Raw genomic sequence first — 16,146 nt, forward strand, 5'->3', positions numbered from 1 at the left:
CACCGGTCAACGGTTGCCTTCCTGCCGGGTCTGAAGAGCCAGCTCCTGTTCAACCGGTTGTTCACCCTGATCGGCCAGCCAGGCGATCAGCGCTGCGTTGTCCATCGGGCGGGCATAATAATAACCCTGGATAAAGACCACGCCGCGCCGTTGCAGATAGCTGAACTGTAACGCGGTCTCAACACCTTCCCCCAGCACTTCCAGCTCCAGTTCATGACTGAGCTGGATAATCGCATCCAGCACCGGGGTTCTGCCTTCCAGAGATTCAATCGCGTTGATAAAGCCGCGATCAATCTTCAGATAATCCATGGTGAAGGTCTGTAAATAGCTTAGTGAACAGTGTCCGGTACCAAAATCATCAATCGCGACCTTCATTCCGCAAGCGCGTAGCTGCTCCAGCTTGCGTGCCACCGCCGCGCCATCTTTGATCAGGCTGCGTTCGGTCAATTCAAGGGTAATCAGGAACTGCTTATCTTTTACCCGTTCGGCAAACTGCAGAATATCATTAACAAAATCAGGATGTTGCAGATGATCTGCTGCCACGTTAATAGCCAGATGGAAATGGGGTTCAACCTGCCACGCCTGCACATCCTCAGCGATTAAATCGAGCAGGTGGCGGGTCAGTGGCACAATCATGCCTTCCGCTTCTGCCGCGCCGATAAAAATATCTGGCCGCACGCCGTTACCGTCGGGCGTTGTCCAGCGCAGCAGTGCCTCTGCGCCACTGCAGCGTTGCAACCGGTTGTCGTAGACTGGCTGATAGTGCGCCCTGAACTGGTTACCGGAAATGGCCCGCCGAATCTCATCGCGCCATGAAATACGTCGCTGAAGCCAGTTCGACATCAACATCATCAGCAAAATAGAGAAGATCGCCGCCATTGGCATGATGATAAACATTACCTGACGCCAGGCGGAGATCAGCTCAGAAGGCGAGGCAATCAGGGTGACCGAGAGGGGATAGCGGCTCGAACGGGCCTGATAAATCAGCGGTTCAAACCAGCTGGACGCGGCGATGTGCGGATCGCCAAATGAGATCGGTGCGCCATCGCTGAAGTCCATGCTGAAATGATAAAGATGGGTGCTGCTGATAGCGCGCATAAAATCGATCAGATACTGGCCATCAATTACGGCCCAGAATCCCTCACCATCGGGCAGGTCGCGCATAAAAATCACCGCCGGACGGTGCGGTACGCCGGATGTCCCGGCAATCGACAGGCTCCACCAGGTTTTTCCGGTGACCGGTGCGTTACGCATGATCATCTCTTTCAACAGGCCCGGGCGTGAGCCATACACCGACGAACAGGCGATGTGATCCTGCTCCATTTTACCGATAGCGCGAAAATAGGGGTTTAGCGAGCCAATACGCTGCAACTGGTTTTCGATCTGGCTGCAGGGCTGGTGCTGAAACTGACGCAGCTCAGTAATCATATCCCAGGCGCTATCGCTCATTCTCTCCGCCTGAGATAACAGCGTATTTGCAGCGCTCACCTGCTGCTGGCGCACGGTGTGACGCGCATCCAGGGCGGTGAAAAAAATGCCAATAATCAGAGGCAGCACGCCGGAGATAATAATCACCAGCCTGGCGTAGTCGCGTTTTCGTTTCAGTAGCGGCACCGCGGAATCCTCTGAGTCTTATTCGTTTTATGCTGAGGTGCTGAGCAGTGGCGCAGCATAGCATTTCTCCGGGCCGGGCAGATTAGCGTTTTTGCGATCAGGAGAACTGATTAAGGTCAATTATCGACCAGACATTGCATTTATTAACAGGTTGTTTTGCGTTCATTGGTATTCAGCAAAAGATCAGGTGAGAGCGGTGTGACAGTCAGGGAAAGGGGCGGTTCGCCGCAGCGGGCAGGAGAGACCCTGGCCCGTCAGAGGGCGGGCACAGGGTAAGACACTGACTTAATCGGCAAAATAGATCTGTCTCAGCGCGACCTCAACGCCGCGCAGCTCGGCAAGGCCTTTCAGGCGGCCAATGGCGGAATAACCAGGATTGGTGCGCTTATGCAGGTCGTCCAGCATCTGATGGCCGTGATCGGGACGCATGGGAATCGCCCGCCGGTTTCCCGCCTGGCGACGGCGCTGCTCTTCCGCCAGAATGACCCTGATCACGCCGACCATATCGACATCGCCTGCCAGGTGCGCCGCTTCATGGAAGCTGTTGGGGTTCGCCTCACGCTTTGTGGCGCGCAGGTGGATAAAGTTGATGCGGTCAGCATAGGCTTCCGCCATCTCAACCAGCGCATTGTCAGCACGCACGCCATAAGAGCCGGTACAGAAACAGAAACCGTTGTGCAGACTGTCCACGGTTTCTTTCAGCCACTGCATATCTTCCTGGGTAGAGACAATGCGCGGCAGACCCAGAATAGGACGCGGTGGGTCATCCGGATGCACCGCCAGTTTAACGCCCGTCTCTTCTGCAACCGGCACGATGGCGCGCAGAAAGGTCGCCATATGCTCGCGCAGTTTCGCTTTATCGATGCCGTCATACTGTGTCAGCTGCGCCTGAAACTGCTCCAGGGTGTAACCCTCTTCGGCACCTGGCAGACCGGCGATGATATTGCGCACCAGGGTGCTTTTCTCCTCGGCGCTCATGGCGGCGAAGCGCTGAGCCGCGGCCTGTTGCTCGGCTGCGCTGTAATCCTGCTCCGCTCCCGGACGCTGCAACAGATAAAGCTCGAAGGCCGCGAAAGCATCGGCGTCGAAGCGCAGCGCTTTTGCGCCATCCGGCAGCGTCCAGGCGAGATCGGTTCGCGTCCAGTCCAGCACCGGCATGAAGTTGTAGCAGACGGTATCAATGCCGCAGGCGGCCAGATTGCGTATCGACTGCTGATAATTGGCGATATAGCGAAGGTAGTCACCACGCTGGGTTTTAATCGCCTCATGGACCGGGATGCTCTCTACCACCGACCAGACCAGACCTTTTTCCGCCAGCAGTGCCTGACGCGCTTTAATCTCCTCAACCGGCCATACTTCGCCGTTAGGGATATGGTGCAGCGCCGTCACAATGCCGGTCGCGCCCGCCTGACGCGCATCATCCAGTGAGACCGGGTCATTCGGGCCGTACCATCGCCATGTATGTTCCATTTTTACTCCTCAACTGTGATGTGGCCCAGTGGTCAGGCCGCTGGACCAAGAGTAAGATAGTGGGCAAAACAGGGCCGTGATCCGGATCGCAGCATGACAAACTGCATCCGCGAAGAGATCGCTTTTAAGTGCAATCAGAGGAGAGGGTGATGACGCTGCCAGTAATAAAAACCGAGCGCCTGTACCGTCAGATCGCCAACGTCATCATGGCCGGTATCACGCGCGGTGACTTTGTGGCAGGTGGGTTGCTGCCACCGGAGCGTGAGCTGGCAAAACAGCTGGGTGTCAGTCGTTCATCAGTGCGTGAGGCATTGATTGCGCTGGAAATGACAGGCTGGGTCGATATCCGCACAGGCAACGGCGTTTACGTCGCCCAGCCGCTGCCGCAGGCTGCGGTTCCGCAGGAGAGTGAAACCTGCAGTCTGCAGGATCTGTTGCAGGCGCGTGAAGCCTTTGAGGGGATGCTGGCAGGATTTGCTGCACGTAACGGCACCACCATTCAGCGGGCGGCACTGCTGGCGCTGACCGCTGAACTGCAGCAGTACAATGAAAACGACGCGGCTTTTCTGGAGCAGGACAAGCGCTTCCATCTGCTGATCAGTGAGATGAGCGGCAATGATGTGTTACGCGACCTGCTGGAGCAGTTATGGAACCGGCGCCACAGCCCGCATGTGCAGCGACTGGAACGCCATTATGCCGATAACAGCTTCGCGCAGGAGATGAATGCGGACCATCAGCAGATCGCCAACGCGATTGTGGCGGGTGATGAAGCGGCTGCACGTCAGGCGATGGAGAGCCATTTGCAGCACGTGCAGCAGCGGCTACTTGGTTAATGCCCGCGCCCGCTTGGGCCGTCCGGTGCCCAGCATAATCGCCAGGCGGCTGCCGCCTGGTGTGGTTTCCATCAGAATTTTGGTAATGCTGGTGAGCGGCACCGAGAGCAGCATGCCGACCGGGCCCAGCAGCCAGCCCCAGAACACCAGCGACAGGAACACCACCAGCGTTGATAAGCCAAGACCGCGGCCCATCAGGCGCGGTTCCAGCATATTGCCAAACACCATATGAATCGCGGTAAACAGCGCCGCCACCATCGCAGCATCAAACAGACTGTTGAGCAGCAGCGCCTGCAGAAAGGGCGGTATCCCGGCGATAATCGGGCCGATATTGGGAATAAAGTTGAGGATAAACGCCACGACACCCCATAGCAGCGCAAACTTCACATCCAGCAGATAGAGACTCAGCCAGACCGAGATGCCGGTTATCAGACTTACCAGGGTTTTCAGCGCCAGATAGTGCGTGACGCCTTTCAGTGCTTTATGCAGCCCGGCGATGCGAATCTTCGGATTCACCAGCGCGTTGCGCATTTTATAGGGCAGGTGATGGACCTCAAACAGCATAAAGACCACGGTCAGCACCAGCAGCACAGTATTGGTCATCGCGCCGGAAAAGCCGCTCAGCGCCACGGTAGCCAGGTTCATCATGGTATTAGGATCGAAACGCTGTACCAGCGCATCGGTTGAAATATTGAGATGAAAGCCCGCCGCCAGATGTTGCAGCACCGTCATTTTCTGCTCCATGGTGGCGCGCAGTTGCGGGTAGAGCTCAGAAAACTCGCTCATGGAGCTGGCAATAATGGCACCCAACAGCACGAGAGCACAGAAGATCACCGTGATCACCAGCCCAATCGCCAGTCCACGGCGGAAGCCACGACGCATCAGCATCGTCACCAGGGGATTCAGCACAATGGCAAAAAACGCCGCCAGCAGCAGCGGGACCAGAATGTCGGACGCTGCCCGGACCCCGGCCAGGATGATGACCAGCATCGCCAGTTTAATCAGAATATTTTGCCCGATCTTTTCCCGTTGCAGCTCGCTCATTCTTTCTCTCGTAACGTAAATTGGCTGTTGAAAGTGTAGCTGAAAGAAAATTAACAATCTGATTTATCAGAGAAACGGTAAGGCGGGGTGACAGGCGGGCGATATAATCAGCGCCACAGCACTCAGCTATCGCGGCAGAGCAGTGACTCCCCGTTGTGCCGGTTTTTACCCGGCTTTCTGCTGCATGCCCTGGCAGAAACAGCCGCCCGATAACCATGCCATTAAGATGCACCCGTGGCGAAAGCGGGTATAGTTAAAGGATAAACCTTATCATTCAGCCAAATACGAGCGCGAGGACTCATGCCTGAACAGCCTGCAGCGGAACCTGATACTCCATCCGGAAACCTGAACATCTCTCTGCTGATCCTCTCTATCGTGGCCTACAACTTTGCCAGCTACCTCACTATCGGTCTGCCGCTGGCGGTATTGCCAGGATGGGTGCATGACCAGCTGGGCTTCAGCGCATTCTGGGCGGGGCTGGTGATCAGTCTGCAATATGTGGCGACGCTGCTGAGCCGGCCACACGCCGGACGCTATGCCGATCTCTGGGGGCCAAAGAAAGTGGTGGTGATCGGCCTGGTGGGCTGTCTGATCAGCGGATTGTGTATTTTGCTGGCGGCGCTGATCGCATCACCGTTGTTAAGCCTGACGCTGCTCTGCGTGGGCCGCTTGATTCTGGGCGTGGGCCAGAGTTTTACCGGCACCGGCACCTCGTTGTGGGGGGTGGCGCGGGTGGGTTCGCTGCACATTGGCCGGGTCATCTCCTGGAACGGCATCGTCACTTATGGTGCGATGGCGATTGGCGCGCCGCTCGGCGTGGTGATATTCCGGGCGGGTGGCCTGCTGTGGCTGTCGCTGGTCATTGTTGCTATCTGCGTGGTGGGCATCGTCTGTGCGGTGCCGCGTCCGGCCGTAAAAGCCAGCCGGGCCAGACCCCTGCCGTTTCGTGCAGTACTCGGGAAAATCGCCGGTTTTGGTGCGATTCTGGCGATGGGATCGGCGGGTTTCGGTGTCATTGCCACCTTTATTACTCTGTTCTATCAGGATAAAGGGTGGGAAGGGGCCGCCTTTGCACTCTCTCTGTTCAGCGGCGCTTTCGTCGGGGCACGCCTGCTGTTCCCGAATGCGATTAACCGCCACGGCGGTCTGCGGGTCGCCAGCATCTGTCTGGCGGTTGAAGCCGCCGGACTGTTTATGGTTGCCGCAGCGGGTGATCCCTGGATGGCAAAAGCAGGCGCGTTTCTGACCGGTGCCGGCTTCTCACTGGTATTTCCGGCGTTGGGTGTGGTGGCGGTAAAAGTAGTGCCGCAGCAGAATCAGGGCAGCGCCCTGGCAACCTACACCGCCTTTATGGATCTGTCGCTGGGGATAACCGGGCCACTTGCCGGATTCATCATGACTTATGCGGGGGTCTCACGCGTCTACCTGCTCACGGCGCTGCTGGTCTGCGTCGCTTTTTTCTGCACGCTGCGCATGCAGCGGCGTCAGGCGGTGTTGCCGGCAGCAGACGATTCTTCAGGATAAAAAAAATGGCCCAGCAGCGGGCCAGAACGTCTTTTCAGACACAGATGAACCGATAAGTTCTGCGCGCAAAGCGCAGAACAGGATTCAGGCTTGCAGCAGTTCAATGCTGTGGCGAATCTGGCGTTCAATCTCCGCAGGGGTCCAGTTGCTGAGCTGACTGGAGAAAGGCTCAAAAGCATAAACGCCCTTATAGCCGAGCATCTCCAGCCGCTTTACCTGCACCACGCTCTTCAGGACATCGTTATCACTCAGCATGATGCGTTCTTCATCGGTCAGTTCGGCGATCGGGCGCCGATCTTCGACGCCCGAAAGGTGCACCAGACCGATCTGGTTAACATCAATGCCTGCTGGAAACTCCTGCTCAGCCTGCTCATAGAGATGATGGTGAAAGGTATCCAGCAATAACTTAAAGGGCACGTCCGCCGCGGCGATCAATTGCTGCGCGTGTACCGCCGAACGCAGCGAGCTGACCGGAAACCCCAGCGGCTCCACCAGCCCCTGAATGCCATAGTGGGCAAAGCGCGGGGCCAGCTGCTGCATCGCCGCCTGGGTCTGCTGAGACGACACGGCAATCCCCTCATTGAGCGGACACATGACCAACGCCTTTGCACCAATCTGTTGTGCTGTCTGTAACAGTGCTTCGGCCCGGGCCAGTAGCGCGTCATCAATGCGGTTAAACGGATAGAGCGCATTAATAGTGACGATATCGACATGGTATCGGTCGGCCAGCGCGCGTAGCTGATCGGTGCTGAGATCGTCAGTGACGCTGTCGCCCGGCATGTCATTACGCAGTTCAACTTTGCTCAGCCCCAGGCGCTGAACCAGCTGAAAAAAGGCCTCCAGCGAGAGCCGGGGCGCAATTTTGCGGTTAATACAGAAACGGGTTGGATCGATGGCCATGCACTGACTCCGGGACAGGAGGATGATGCGACTAAAGAGAACATTTATTTCATTGATAGTGAATAATGAAACGCAAATTATTAGATCAGCCTCGCATTAATTTCATATTCCGTTTCAGCCCGATGCATAAAGGTTGGATCGACTTCGCAGTAAAAAGCCCAGACCACTCCCCGGCAATTACCCTGCTACGCTAAGGCTGGCCGCTATTAGTGGCCTCCCGCCATCGTGATGCCGCGAGAGACGGAGTGGCGGGAAAAATGCGATCTGTGCCGCTAAAATCAAATTTTCCAAAAATAACCATTTGAAAAATTTGTTCCACTGTAATAGCTTCATAGCACGCTTTCAGGTTTGCCTGGTCAGGCAGTGTGGCAGGTCGCATGGTCCGTCTGCAGGGAACTTAACCATCTAAAGAGGCAACATCATGACAATCATAGGTAACTTTATTGGCGGTAAAACCACTTTCAGCGCCAGCAACGAAACCATTCCTGTTTACGATCCGGCAACCGGCAAAGTGGTACGTGAACTGACGCAAAGTACCGCTGATGAAGTGGCCCAGGCGATTGGTGTCGCGCATGACGCTTTTGCCGCCTGGTCGAAAACCTCGCCGCTGCGTCGCGCCCGCGTTCTGTTCAACTTCAAAGCCCTGATGGAGCAGCACCGTGATGAACTGGCGGCGCTGATTGTCTCTGAACACGGCAAAGTCTGGTCTGATGCGCTGGGTGAACTGACGCGTGGCATCGAAGTGATTGAGTTTGCCTGCGGGATCCCCCATCTGCTCAAAGGCGAATATTCCCCGAACGTCGGCAGCGGCGTTGACAGCTACTCGCTGATGCAGCCGGTCGGCGTCGTGGCGGGCATTACGCCGTTTAACTTCCCGGCGATGGTGCCGCTGTGGATGTTCCCGATAGCCCTGGCCTGCGGTAACACTTTTGTGCTGAAGCCACCGGCGCTGGATCCTTCCGCGGCAGTGCGTATGGCGGAACTGCTGACCGAAGCGGGCCTGCCCGATGGCGTATTCAACGTAGTACACAGTTCCAATGAAGATGCTGAGCAGCTCTATAAAGATCCGCGTATTGCCGCGGTGAGCTTCGTCGGTTCTTCGGGCGTGGCTGAGCATATCTATAAAACCGCCAGCGCCCACGGTAAGCGGGTACAGGCGTTTGGCGCGGCGAAAAACCACGCTATCGTCATGCCGGATGCCGACCTGGATGCCACCGTCAACGCCATAATGGGCGGTGCGTTTGGCTCTGCGGGTGAACGCTGCATGGCGCTGCCGGTTGTGGTCGCAGTTGGCGATGATACCGCCGACAAGCTGATTGCCCGTCTGACGCCGCTGGTGAACGCACTGCGCATCGGTCCTGGCATTAATCAGGGTGCTGATGAAAATGAGATGGGGCCGGTCGTTTCGGCAGCACACCAGAAGAAAGTACTGGGCTACATCGATAAAGGTGAGCAGGAAGGCGCGAAGCTGGTGGTCGATGGCCGTAACGTGCAGGTTGCGGGTCACGCTGAGGGTTACTACGTCGGCGGCACGCTGTTTGATCATGTCACCTCTGAGATGGTGATCTGGCGCGAAGAGATTTTCGGGCCGGTGCTGAGCATCATGCGCGCACCAGACTACGAGAGTGCGCTGCAACTGGTTAACAGCCATGAATTCGGCAACGGCAGCGCGATTTTCACCAGCAACGGTCATACCGCACGTGAGTTTGTGCAGAACGTTGAAGCGGGCATGGTCGGTGTCAACGTGCCGGTTCCTGTGCCGATGGCGTTCCACAGCTTCGGCGGCTGGAAGCGTTCCGTGTTTGGCGCGCTCAATGTCCATGGGCCGGATGGCGTGCGCTTCTATACCCGCATGAAAACCGCCACTGTACGCTGGCCATCCGGTCAGCAGACCGTGTCTGAATTCAGTATGCCAACGTTAGGCTAATTCATTTCAACGCTGATCCCGACCGGCAGCATAATCTGCCGGTCGCGTTGTTCGCTGGCACCGCGCCCGCGAGACTGCCGCAGCGTTAATCGTGACAGAGAGGAGTATCAGGATGTCTTTACTGTCGAAAGTACAAGCCCCTGACGCGCAGGGTCGTATTCAGCATGTGACGCCTGAGCGCGCCGGCTGGCGTTATGTGGGATTTGATGCCTATCTGCTGAAGAGAGGGGAAACCCTGCGCCTCAGCAGTGGTGACAAAGAGCTGTGTCTGGTGCTGGTGGCCGGGCTGGCCTCGGTCAAAACCCGCCATGCTGAGTTTCCCGGTATTGGCGAGCGTATGTCGCCGTTTGAGCGCGTGCCGCCTTATTCCGTTTATGTGCCGCATGATGATGAAGTGGAAGTCTACGCTGACAGCGATCTTGAGCTGGCGGTTTGTAACGCACCCGGTCAGGGTAATCTGCCTGCGCGGCTGATTGCGCCAGCCGATGTCGGTGTTGAGCATCGCGGAAAAGGGCGCAACCAGCGCCTGGTGCATAACATCCTGCCTGACAATGAACCGGCTGACAGTCTGCTGGTGGTGGAGGTCTATACCAACGAGGGCGATACCAGCTCTTATCCCAGCCACAAGCACGACCAGGAGGAGAGTGAAAACGAAACCTACCTGGAAGAGACCTACTATCACCGTTTCGATCCGGAACCTGGCTTTGCCATGCAGCGGGTCTACACCGACGACCGTTCACTGGATGTCTGTATGGCACCCTATAATCGCGACGTGGTGATGGTGCCGCGCGGCTATCATCCTGTGGCGACGCTGGCAGGATACAACAACTACTATCTGAACGTGATGGCGGGACCGGTGCGGCTGTGGAAATTTACCTGGGAGAAAGATCACGCCTGGGTGAACAGCGACAGCTATCCGCGGAAAGCCTAAGCCACTGAGGTTTTATCAATATTCAGATATCAGTAAAAAGGGCAGCCGATGGGGCTGCCCTTTTTGATGTGCGGCATTCAGGGGGTATCGGCGTTGTTCAATGCCAGCGAAACCGCCAGCGTCTGTGCCAGGCAGAGTGAAGCGACCTGCGAACGGAAGCCATCGACCTGCGCTTCACGCACGACAAAGCAGACATCGCTGAAGGCGGCCAGCGGACTGACCTGACTGTCGGTAATGGCAATCTGATGCGCACCGCGCTTGGCACCCATTTCAACCACCTCGACCGCTTCACGTGCATAGGGCGAGTAGCTAATCGCAATCACCACATCTTTCGGGTTTACCAGGCTGAGTTGCTCGGTAAACATCCCGCCCAGGCCATCAATCAGGAAAGCGCGGCGCTCCAGATGCCGCAGCGCGTAGACCAGGTAGGAGGCGACGCTGAAAGAGCGACGCAGGCCAATGACATAGATATTCTCAGCTTCATTCAGCAGTTTCACCGCTTTGTTCAGCTGCTCAGGGTTAACCTGCATCGCCAGCTGCTGCAGCGCCTGGCTGTTAACCATGGTAAAGACGTTGAGGATTTCCGCCGGACTTTCAGGCGCATTGGCACTGTCGTCCGTTGAGGTCTGACGAAACAGGCGAGCGCGCTCGGTATAGTTGACCGTCTCCTCCATCAGATGCTGACGAAAAACCTGTTTCATTTCGTTGAATCCGCTGAAGCCAAAAGCATTCGCAAACCGGATCAGCGTCGACGGTGGCACATCGGCCTGCTGGGCAATTGAGGCGACGGTATCAAAAGCAATACTGTTACTGTTATCAAGGATGTAGCGCGCAACCTGTTTAAGACGCTTGCTCAGCGTTTCGTAGCGGCGACGAATATCGTCCTGCAAGAGAGAAAGTTGGGTGGGATTATTGTTCATCACTTCTGCCCGTATAATTAGAATAATGGCTGCATAATGAGCGCTATAGTATCAGATGGATGGAAAATTTCATTTGTTTGCGTCAACGACACAGTTTATTTCATGGCTTTATGAAATGGTTCACAGATTAGCCTCAGCACCCGAGGCGCGCCTCTGCACAAGCAATAATGGGGTGGAAACCCGGACGAAATCACAGCAGGGGAGGAAGGATAACCAGTAAAAATGCCATTCTGATTGGAATGGCGTGAGATTGCTGAGGCATCGGGTCTGGCAGCAACGCATTAGCTAAATGAGCAGGGAACACGGTCAGAGGAGGAAAGCGTCCCGCGTCAGGGACAAAAACGCCGGGAGCGTTTTTGAACAACGCAAAGCGTTGGCCCGGCTGCGGGCGCACCTCAGGGATGAGGTGCGTAATTGCGCGGGCCGAGCATGCCATGGATGGCGGCTTTTGCGTCTTTCCGATCTGACCGTGTTCCCTGCGTCCGCACGGTTTCACAGCGGCCCGTAACAGACGTCGTCATTGACCTTCAACGCTATCCTGGTTGAGACCGCCTCTGGCAGAGCAGGAAATCAGGCGCGGGCAGCGCGCCAGTACTCAATCAGTCGCAGATAGTTGCCTTTAACGGTTTCAATCAGCGCCTGATCGTCCAGCTCCCCCTGTAACCACTGGCGGGAAGGCTGACCAAAGATAGTGCGGCCTACCGCAAAACCTTTCACCCAGGGTGCTTTGGCCGCCGCGGCGAAGCCCGCTTTAAGCTTCTCTTCGGGCGCATCCAGGCCGAGTAACAGAATGCCGCGACAGTGGGGATCCTGCTGCTCAATCAGCGTGCTGATCGCCTGCCAGCTTTCCGCCGACAGCGGTGGCAGTTTCCACCAGTCAGGCTGGATGCCCAGACTGTAGAAATGGCTCAGCATATCAAGGTAATACGCTTCGTTTTTATCCGGATTGTTCTCAGGCAGAATCACTTCAAGCAGCAGCTCATGACCGCTTTTATTACAACCTTTCCAGACATCGAGCACCAGATCGTCCTGTTCTTTACGCAGTTCAGCACTGTCATGAGGATGATAGAAAACCAGACATTTCACCACGTGTTCGGCGGGCCAGTCGATCAGCTGCGAGCCGATGTTGCCATGCTCCAGACGCAGCGGACGCGAGCTCGGCAGCTCAATCGGGCGGCCAATCCACCAGTTCTTACCGGTAATGGCGTTCAGCGCCTTCTGACCGTAAGTCGTATCCGCCAGAATGCCACTTTTGTTCTCTAATCCTGCCTCTCTGGCAGCCTGCTGGGCGGCTTCCAGCAGCAGCAATTTCAGCTCTGGAATGCGGCTCTCATCCACGCCCGCTTCCTGCGCCATATCCGCCAGCTGTTTGCGGTGGTCAAAGGCGAAAACATTCAGCTCCGGCCACTGCTGCTTGCGGGTGGTCACGCGGTGCAAATGGTTCAGACGGCTGTCGAGATCGGGACGTTTCACCTCTTTATCGCGACTCAGGAAATCATCCAGCTCCGCTTTGGTTGGCATGGCGGGCGCACAACCGTGGCGTGACACCACCAGCGCCCCGCAGGCGTTGGCGTAACGGCACGCCTGAGTCCAGCCCTCATCATTCAGCCAGCCGCGCAGCAGGCCAGACATAAAGGCATCACCTGCGCCCAGGACGTTGAGCACTTCGACGCGTACGCCAGTGTGCAGCTCAGTCTGTTCCCAGCTATCCGGGATCTCACCTTCAAACACCACGCAACCCAGCGGACCACGTTTGCAGACCAGCGTCGCCTGACTCGCCTGACGCACATTCTTCAGCGCGGTCAGGGTGTCAGTGCTGCCACCGGCAATATGAAACTCTTCTTCGGTACCAACGATCAAATCGAAATAATGCACCACTTCCTGTAACTGCTGCGTGACCTGAGACGACTCAATGAAACGCGTTTCACCGTCGCCCAGAGAGGTCAGTCCCCACAACACCGGGCGGTAATCGATATCCAGCGCCGTGCGCAGGCCGTTGCGGCGAGCGATATCCAGCGCTTTTAGCACCGCTTCGCGGGTCTGAGGATGGGATAAGTGGGTGCCGGTAACCGCCACGGCGCGCGCAGAGGTAATAAAGGCTTCGTCGATATCGTCCGGAACCAGACCCATATCGGCGCAGTTATCGCGGTAGAAAATCAGCGGAAAAGTCTCTTCATCTTTGATGCCGAGGATCACCAGTCCGGTCAGACGCTGCGGATCGGTGATTAGCGCATCGGTGTTACAGCCTACGCGCTGCAACGCTTCACGCAGAAAGCGACCATTATGCTCATCTCCCACCCTCGCCAGCATCGCCGATTTCAGCCCCTGAATTGCGGTGCCATAGGCAACGTTGCCCGACGAGCCGCCCAGATATTTAGCAAAGGAGGTGACATCTTCCAGTCGCGCCCCGATTTGCTGGCCATAAAAATCAACGGCGATGCGCCCGATACAAATCACATCAAGCGGTTTCTGTTGTGTACTCATACCTGTGGTTTCCTTCTGTGATTAGCAGAGCTGGCGGGCGAAAAGACCGACACCAGGTGCGCTCTGCTTCCGGGTCTGTAGGTGTCTGACTGGCTATGAGGGGAGTATGAGGAATAAAAATTCCATATTCAACACGAAATGAAATATCCATCGCAATTTTGTGAACCAGGTAAAACTCCTGATTGCCGCCCGCCTGCGCGACCTGTGCCAGCGGGATGTGCGGTATGTCAGGGTTGTGAAGGGGATCGCAGGAATCCTCACGCCAGTCAGGCAAGCTGCTGCATTGAAATGAATTTTTTCATCAGGCACCACTCTCTGCTAAACGTTCCAGATTTCCCCACTGTAATCGCCCGCCAGACCTGTTGCCGTCATTAAATTTGATCTCACTCGCAAAATGAAATGTTTCTTCTGTAATCGTGTTTTATGAAAAATATATTTGTTTATAATCGCCTCACGTTTCAGTTATTACGGTCGCCTTTTCCGCCGATGACAACGCCTGGCGTGCTGTCGCGGAAGTCGGGGTCCACCAGCATGTAAGGAAGAATATGGGCACTATCAGACTGACCACGGCACAGGCGCTGGTTAAATTTCTTGATAATCAATTCATTGATGTCGATGGCGTTGAGACGAAGTTCGTAAAAGGTATCTTCGCCATTTTCGGACATGGCAACGTGCTGGGGCTGGGCCAGGCGCTGGAACAGGATAGCGGCGATCTGGTGGTCTATCAGGGCCGTAATGAGCAGGGCATGGCCCATGCTGCCACCGGCTTTGCGCGCCAGTCTCTGCGCCGCCAGATTATCGCCTGCAGTTCGTCTGTGGGGCCTGGTGCGGCCAATATGATCACCGCCGCGGCGACCGCGACCGCCAACCGCATTCCTCTGCTGCTGCTGCCAGGCGACGTCTTCGCCACCCGCCAGCCCGATCCGGTGCTGCAACAGATTGAGCAGAGTTACGATCTCAGCATCAGCACCAACGATGCCTTCCGCGCCGTCAGCAAATACTGGGATCGCGTCAGCCGCCCGGAACAGCTGATGTCCGCCTGTATAAACGCCATGCGCGTACTGACCGATCCGGCAGAAACCGGTGCGGTCACGCTGTCGCTGCCGCAGGATGTGCAGGGTGAAGCCTGGGATTTCCCGGACTACTTCTTCCAGAAACGGGTACACCGTCTGGATCGCCGCCTGCCGGTGGCGGCGCAGCTGGCAGATGCCCTGACGCTGATTAACCGTAAGCGCAAACCGATGATTATCTGCGGCGGCGGGGTGAAGTACTCCGAAGCGGGCGAGGCGCTGCGCCAGTTTGCCGAGCGCTACCAGATTCCTTTCGCAGAGACGCAGGCGGGCAAAGGCACGCTGGTCTCTGACCATCCGCTGAATGTCGGCGGCGTGGGCGAAACCGGCTGTCTGGCGGCTAACCTGCTGGCGAAAGAGGCCGATTTAGTGATCGGCATCGGCACCCGCTACACCGACTTCACTACCGCGTCGAAATGGATTTTCCAGCATCCCGATGTCAGCTTCCTGAACATCAACGTCAGTAACTTCGACAGCTACAAGCTCGATGGCGTGCAGCTGCTGGCCGATGCGCGCGAAGGGCTGACCGCGCTCACCGCCGGGCTGGCCTCGCAGCACTACAGCAACGACTGGGGCAACCAGATTGAGCAGGCGCAGAGCCAGCTGCTGAAAGAGACGCAGCGTGTCTACCAGGTGGAATATCACGATGGCGACTTTGTGCCGGAGATTGCGGATCATCTCGACCGCGAAGCGGTGTTCGCCGAGTTTAACCGCCTGACCCGGTCGCTACTGACGCAAAGCAGCGTGCTCGGCACCCTGAATGAGCAACTGCCGAAAGATGCAGTGGTGGTGGCAGCGGCGGGCAGTCTGCCGGGCGACCTGCAGCGCGTCTGGCGCACCAAAGATTACAACGCTTACCACGTCGAATATGGTTACTCCTGCATGGGTTATGAAGTGAATGCCGCGCTGGGTGTGAAGCTGGCGCAACCGCAGCGCGAGGTCTATGCGCTGGTCGGTGATGGCTCCTTTATGATGCTGCACTCAGAGCTGGTCACCTCGATTCAGGAAGGGGCGAAGATCAACGTGGTACTGCTGGATAACATGACCAACGGCTGCATCAATAACCTGCAGATGGAACACGGCATGGACAGCTTTACCACCGAGTTCCGCTTCCGTAATGCGGAAGGCGGCAAGCTGGACGGCGGCTTTATCCCGGTCGATTTCGCCGCGATTGCCGCCGGTTATGGCTGCAAAACCTATCGTGTGACCACGCTGGAGCAGCTCAAAGCGGCGCTGGAAGATGCCCGCACGCAGACGGTATCCACCCTTATCGACATCAAAGTGCTGCCAAAAACCATGATCCACAAATATTTCAGCTGGTGGCACGTCGGCGTGGCGCAGGCCTCGAAGACCGATCGCGCTCAGGCGGTGGCGGACAAGCTCAACAGCCATCTTGATCAGGCACGTAAGTACTAATTTCAGGGCCGTG

At 56.8% G+C, this 16,146-nt stretch carries 11 protein-coding genes; 5 read left to right on the forward strand and 6 right to left on the reverse strand.

Annotated elements, in window-relative coordinates; genetic code table 11:
- Positions 1 to 6: 6 nt before the first annotated feature.
- Positions 7 to 1,614, reverse strand: a complete 1,608-nt coding sequence (locus tag AC0T7J_RS15765; RefSeq protein ID WP_473795288.1) for an EAL domain-containing protein — start codon at positions 1,612 to 1,614, stop codon at positions 7 to 9.
- 285 nt (positions 1,615 to 1,899) lie between these two features.
- Positions 1,900 to 3,084, reverse strand: a complete 1,185-nt coding sequence (gene uxuA, locus AC0T7J_RS15770) for a mannonate dehydratase (protein WP_473795289.1) — start codon at positions 3,082 to 3,084, stop codon at positions 1,900 to 1,902.
- A 149-nt stretch (positions 3,085 to 3,233) separates the two neighbouring features.
- Here uxuA and AC0T7J_RS15775 point away from each other — a divergent pair, with 149 nt between their 5' ends.
- Positions 3,234 to 3,917 (forward strand): FadR/GntR family transcriptional regulator, encoded by a 684-nt coding sequence (locus tag AC0T7J_RS15775; RefSeq protein WP_137230064.1) that lies wholly within the window; start codon positions 3,234 to 3,236, stop codon positions 3,915 to 3,917.
- Here AC0T7J_RS15775 and AC0T7J_RS15780 read toward each other — a convergent pair.
- On the reverse strand, positions 3,906 to 4,961 hold the full coding sequence (locus tag AC0T7J_RS15780; RefSeq protein ID WP_473795290.1) for an AI-2E family transporter: 1,056 nt from the start codon (positions 4,959 to 4,961) through the stop codon (positions 3,906 to 3,908). The two genes, AC0T7J_RS15775 and AC0T7J_RS15780, sit on opposite strands and share 12 nt — an antisense overlap.
- Before the next feature lie 300 nt (positions 4,962 to 5,261).
- Here AC0T7J_RS15780 and AC0T7J_RS15785 point away from each other — a divergent pair, with 300 nt between their 5' ends.
- Positions 5,262 to 6,485, forward strand: coding sequence for an MFS transporter (locus AC0T7J_RS15785; RefSeq protein ID WP_473795291.1), 1,224 nt, complete (start codon positions 5,262 to 5,264; stop codon positions 6,483 to 6,485).
- Positions 6,486 to 6,569: 84 nt separating this feature from the next.
- Here the strand turns inward: AC0T7J_RS15785 and AC0T7J_RS15790 are convergent, their stop codons facing one another.
- Positions 6,570 to 7,385, reverse strand: a complete 816-nt coding sequence (locus tag AC0T7J_RS15790; RefSeq protein WP_473795292.1) for a TIM barrel protein — start codon at positions 7,383 to 7,385, stop codon at positions 6,570 to 6,572.
- A 421-nt stretch (positions 7,386 to 7,806) separates the two neighbouring features.
- Between AC0T7J_RS15790 and AC0T7J_RS15795 the strand changes: the two genes are divergently transcribed.
- Together AC0T7J_RS15795 and iolB are read left to right on the forward strand one after the other, a co-directional pair.
- On the forward strand, positions 7,807 to 9,312 hold the full coding sequence (locus AC0T7J_RS15795; RefSeq protein ID WP_473795293.1) for a CoA-acylating methylmalonate-semialdehyde dehydrogenase: 1,506 nt from the start codon (positions 7,807 to 7,809) through the stop codon (positions 9,310 to 9,312).
- 112 nt (positions 9,313 to 9,424) lie between these two features.
- Positions 9,425 to 10,243, forward strand: a complete 819-nt coding sequence (gene iolB / locus AC0T7J_RS15800; RefSeq protein WP_473795294.1) for a 5-deoxy-glucuronate isomerase — start codon at positions 9,425 to 9,427, stop codon at positions 10,241 to 10,243.
- Between the two features lie 77 nt (positions 10,244 to 10,320).
- Here the strand turns inward: iolB and AC0T7J_RS15805 are convergent, their stop codons facing one another.
- On the reverse strand, positions 10,321 to 11,163 hold the full coding sequence (locus AC0T7J_RS15805) for a MurR/RpiR family transcriptional regulator (RefSeq protein WP_473795295.1): 843 nt from the start codon (positions 11,161 to 11,163) through the stop codon (positions 10,321 to 10,323).
- Positions 11,164 to 11,733: 570 nt separating this feature from the next.
- Positions 11,734 to 13,647 carry a bifunctional 5-dehydro-2-deoxygluconokinase/5-dehydro-2-deoxyphosphogluconate aldolase gene (locus AC0T7J_RS15810; protein ID WP_473795296.1) on the reverse strand — a complete coding sequence of 638 codons (1,914 nt, stop codon included), beginning with the start codon at positions 13,645 to 13,647 and terminating at the stop codon, positions 11,734 to 11,736.
- 545 nt (positions 13,648 to 14,192) lie between these two features.
- Between AC0T7J_RS15810 and iolD the strand changes: the two genes are divergently transcribed.
- The gene (iolD, locus tag AC0T7J_RS15815; protein ID WP_473795297.1) at positions 14,193 to 16,133 is read left to right on the forward strand and encodes a 3D-(3,5/4)-trihydroxycyclohexane-1,2-dione acylhydrolase (decyclizing); all 1,941 of its coding nucleotides are present in this window, start codon (positions 14,193 to 14,195) and stop codon (positions 16,131 to 16,133) included.
- Positions 16,134 to 16,146: the final 13 nt, after the last annotated feature.

The sequence above is a fragment of the Pantoea sp. E956-1 genome, assembly GCF_982223955.1.

Bases quoted from the DNA above. Each gene is read 5' to 3' on its own strand.
- AC0T7J_RS15785 (WP_473795291.1), top strand. From the start codon at position 5,262: ATGCCTGAACAGCCTGCAGCGGAACCTGATACTCCATCCGGAAACCTG.
- iolD (WP_473795297.1), top strand. From the start codon at position 14,193: ATGGGCACTATCAGACTGACCACGGCACAGGCGCTGGTTAAATTTCTT.
- AC0T7J_RS15810 (WP_473795296.1), bottom strand. From the start codon at position 13,647: ATGAGTACACAACAGAAACCGCTTGATGTGATTTGTATCGGGCGCATC.
- uxuA (WP_473795289.1), bottom strand. From the start codon at position 3,084: ATGGAACATACATGGCGATGGTACGGCCCGAATGACCCGGTCTCACTG.
- AC0T7J_RS15780 (WP_473795290.1), bottom strand. From the start codon at position 4,961: ATGAGCGAGCTGCAACGGGAAAAGATCGGGCAAAATATTCTGATTAAA.
- AC0T7J_RS15795 (WP_473795293.1), top strand. From the start codon at position 7,807: ATGACAATCATAGGTAACTTTATTGGCGGTAAAACCACTTTCAGCGCC.
- AC0T7J_RS15775 (WP_137230064.1), top strand. From the start codon at position 3,234: ATGACGCTGCCAGTAATAAAAACCGAGCGCCTGTACCGTCAGATCGCC.
- AC0T7J_RS15805 (WP_473795295.1), bottom strand. From the start codon at position 11,163: ATGAACAATAATCCCACCCAACTTTCTCTCTTGCAGGACGATATTCGT.
- iolB (WP_473795294.1), top strand. From the start codon at position 9,425: ATGTCTTTACTGTCGAAAGTACAAGCCCCTGACGCGCAGGGTCGTATT.
- AC0T7J_RS15790 (WP_473795292.1), bottom strand. From the start codon at position 7,385: ATGGCCATCGATCCAACCCGTTTCTGTATTAACCGCAAAATTGCGCCC.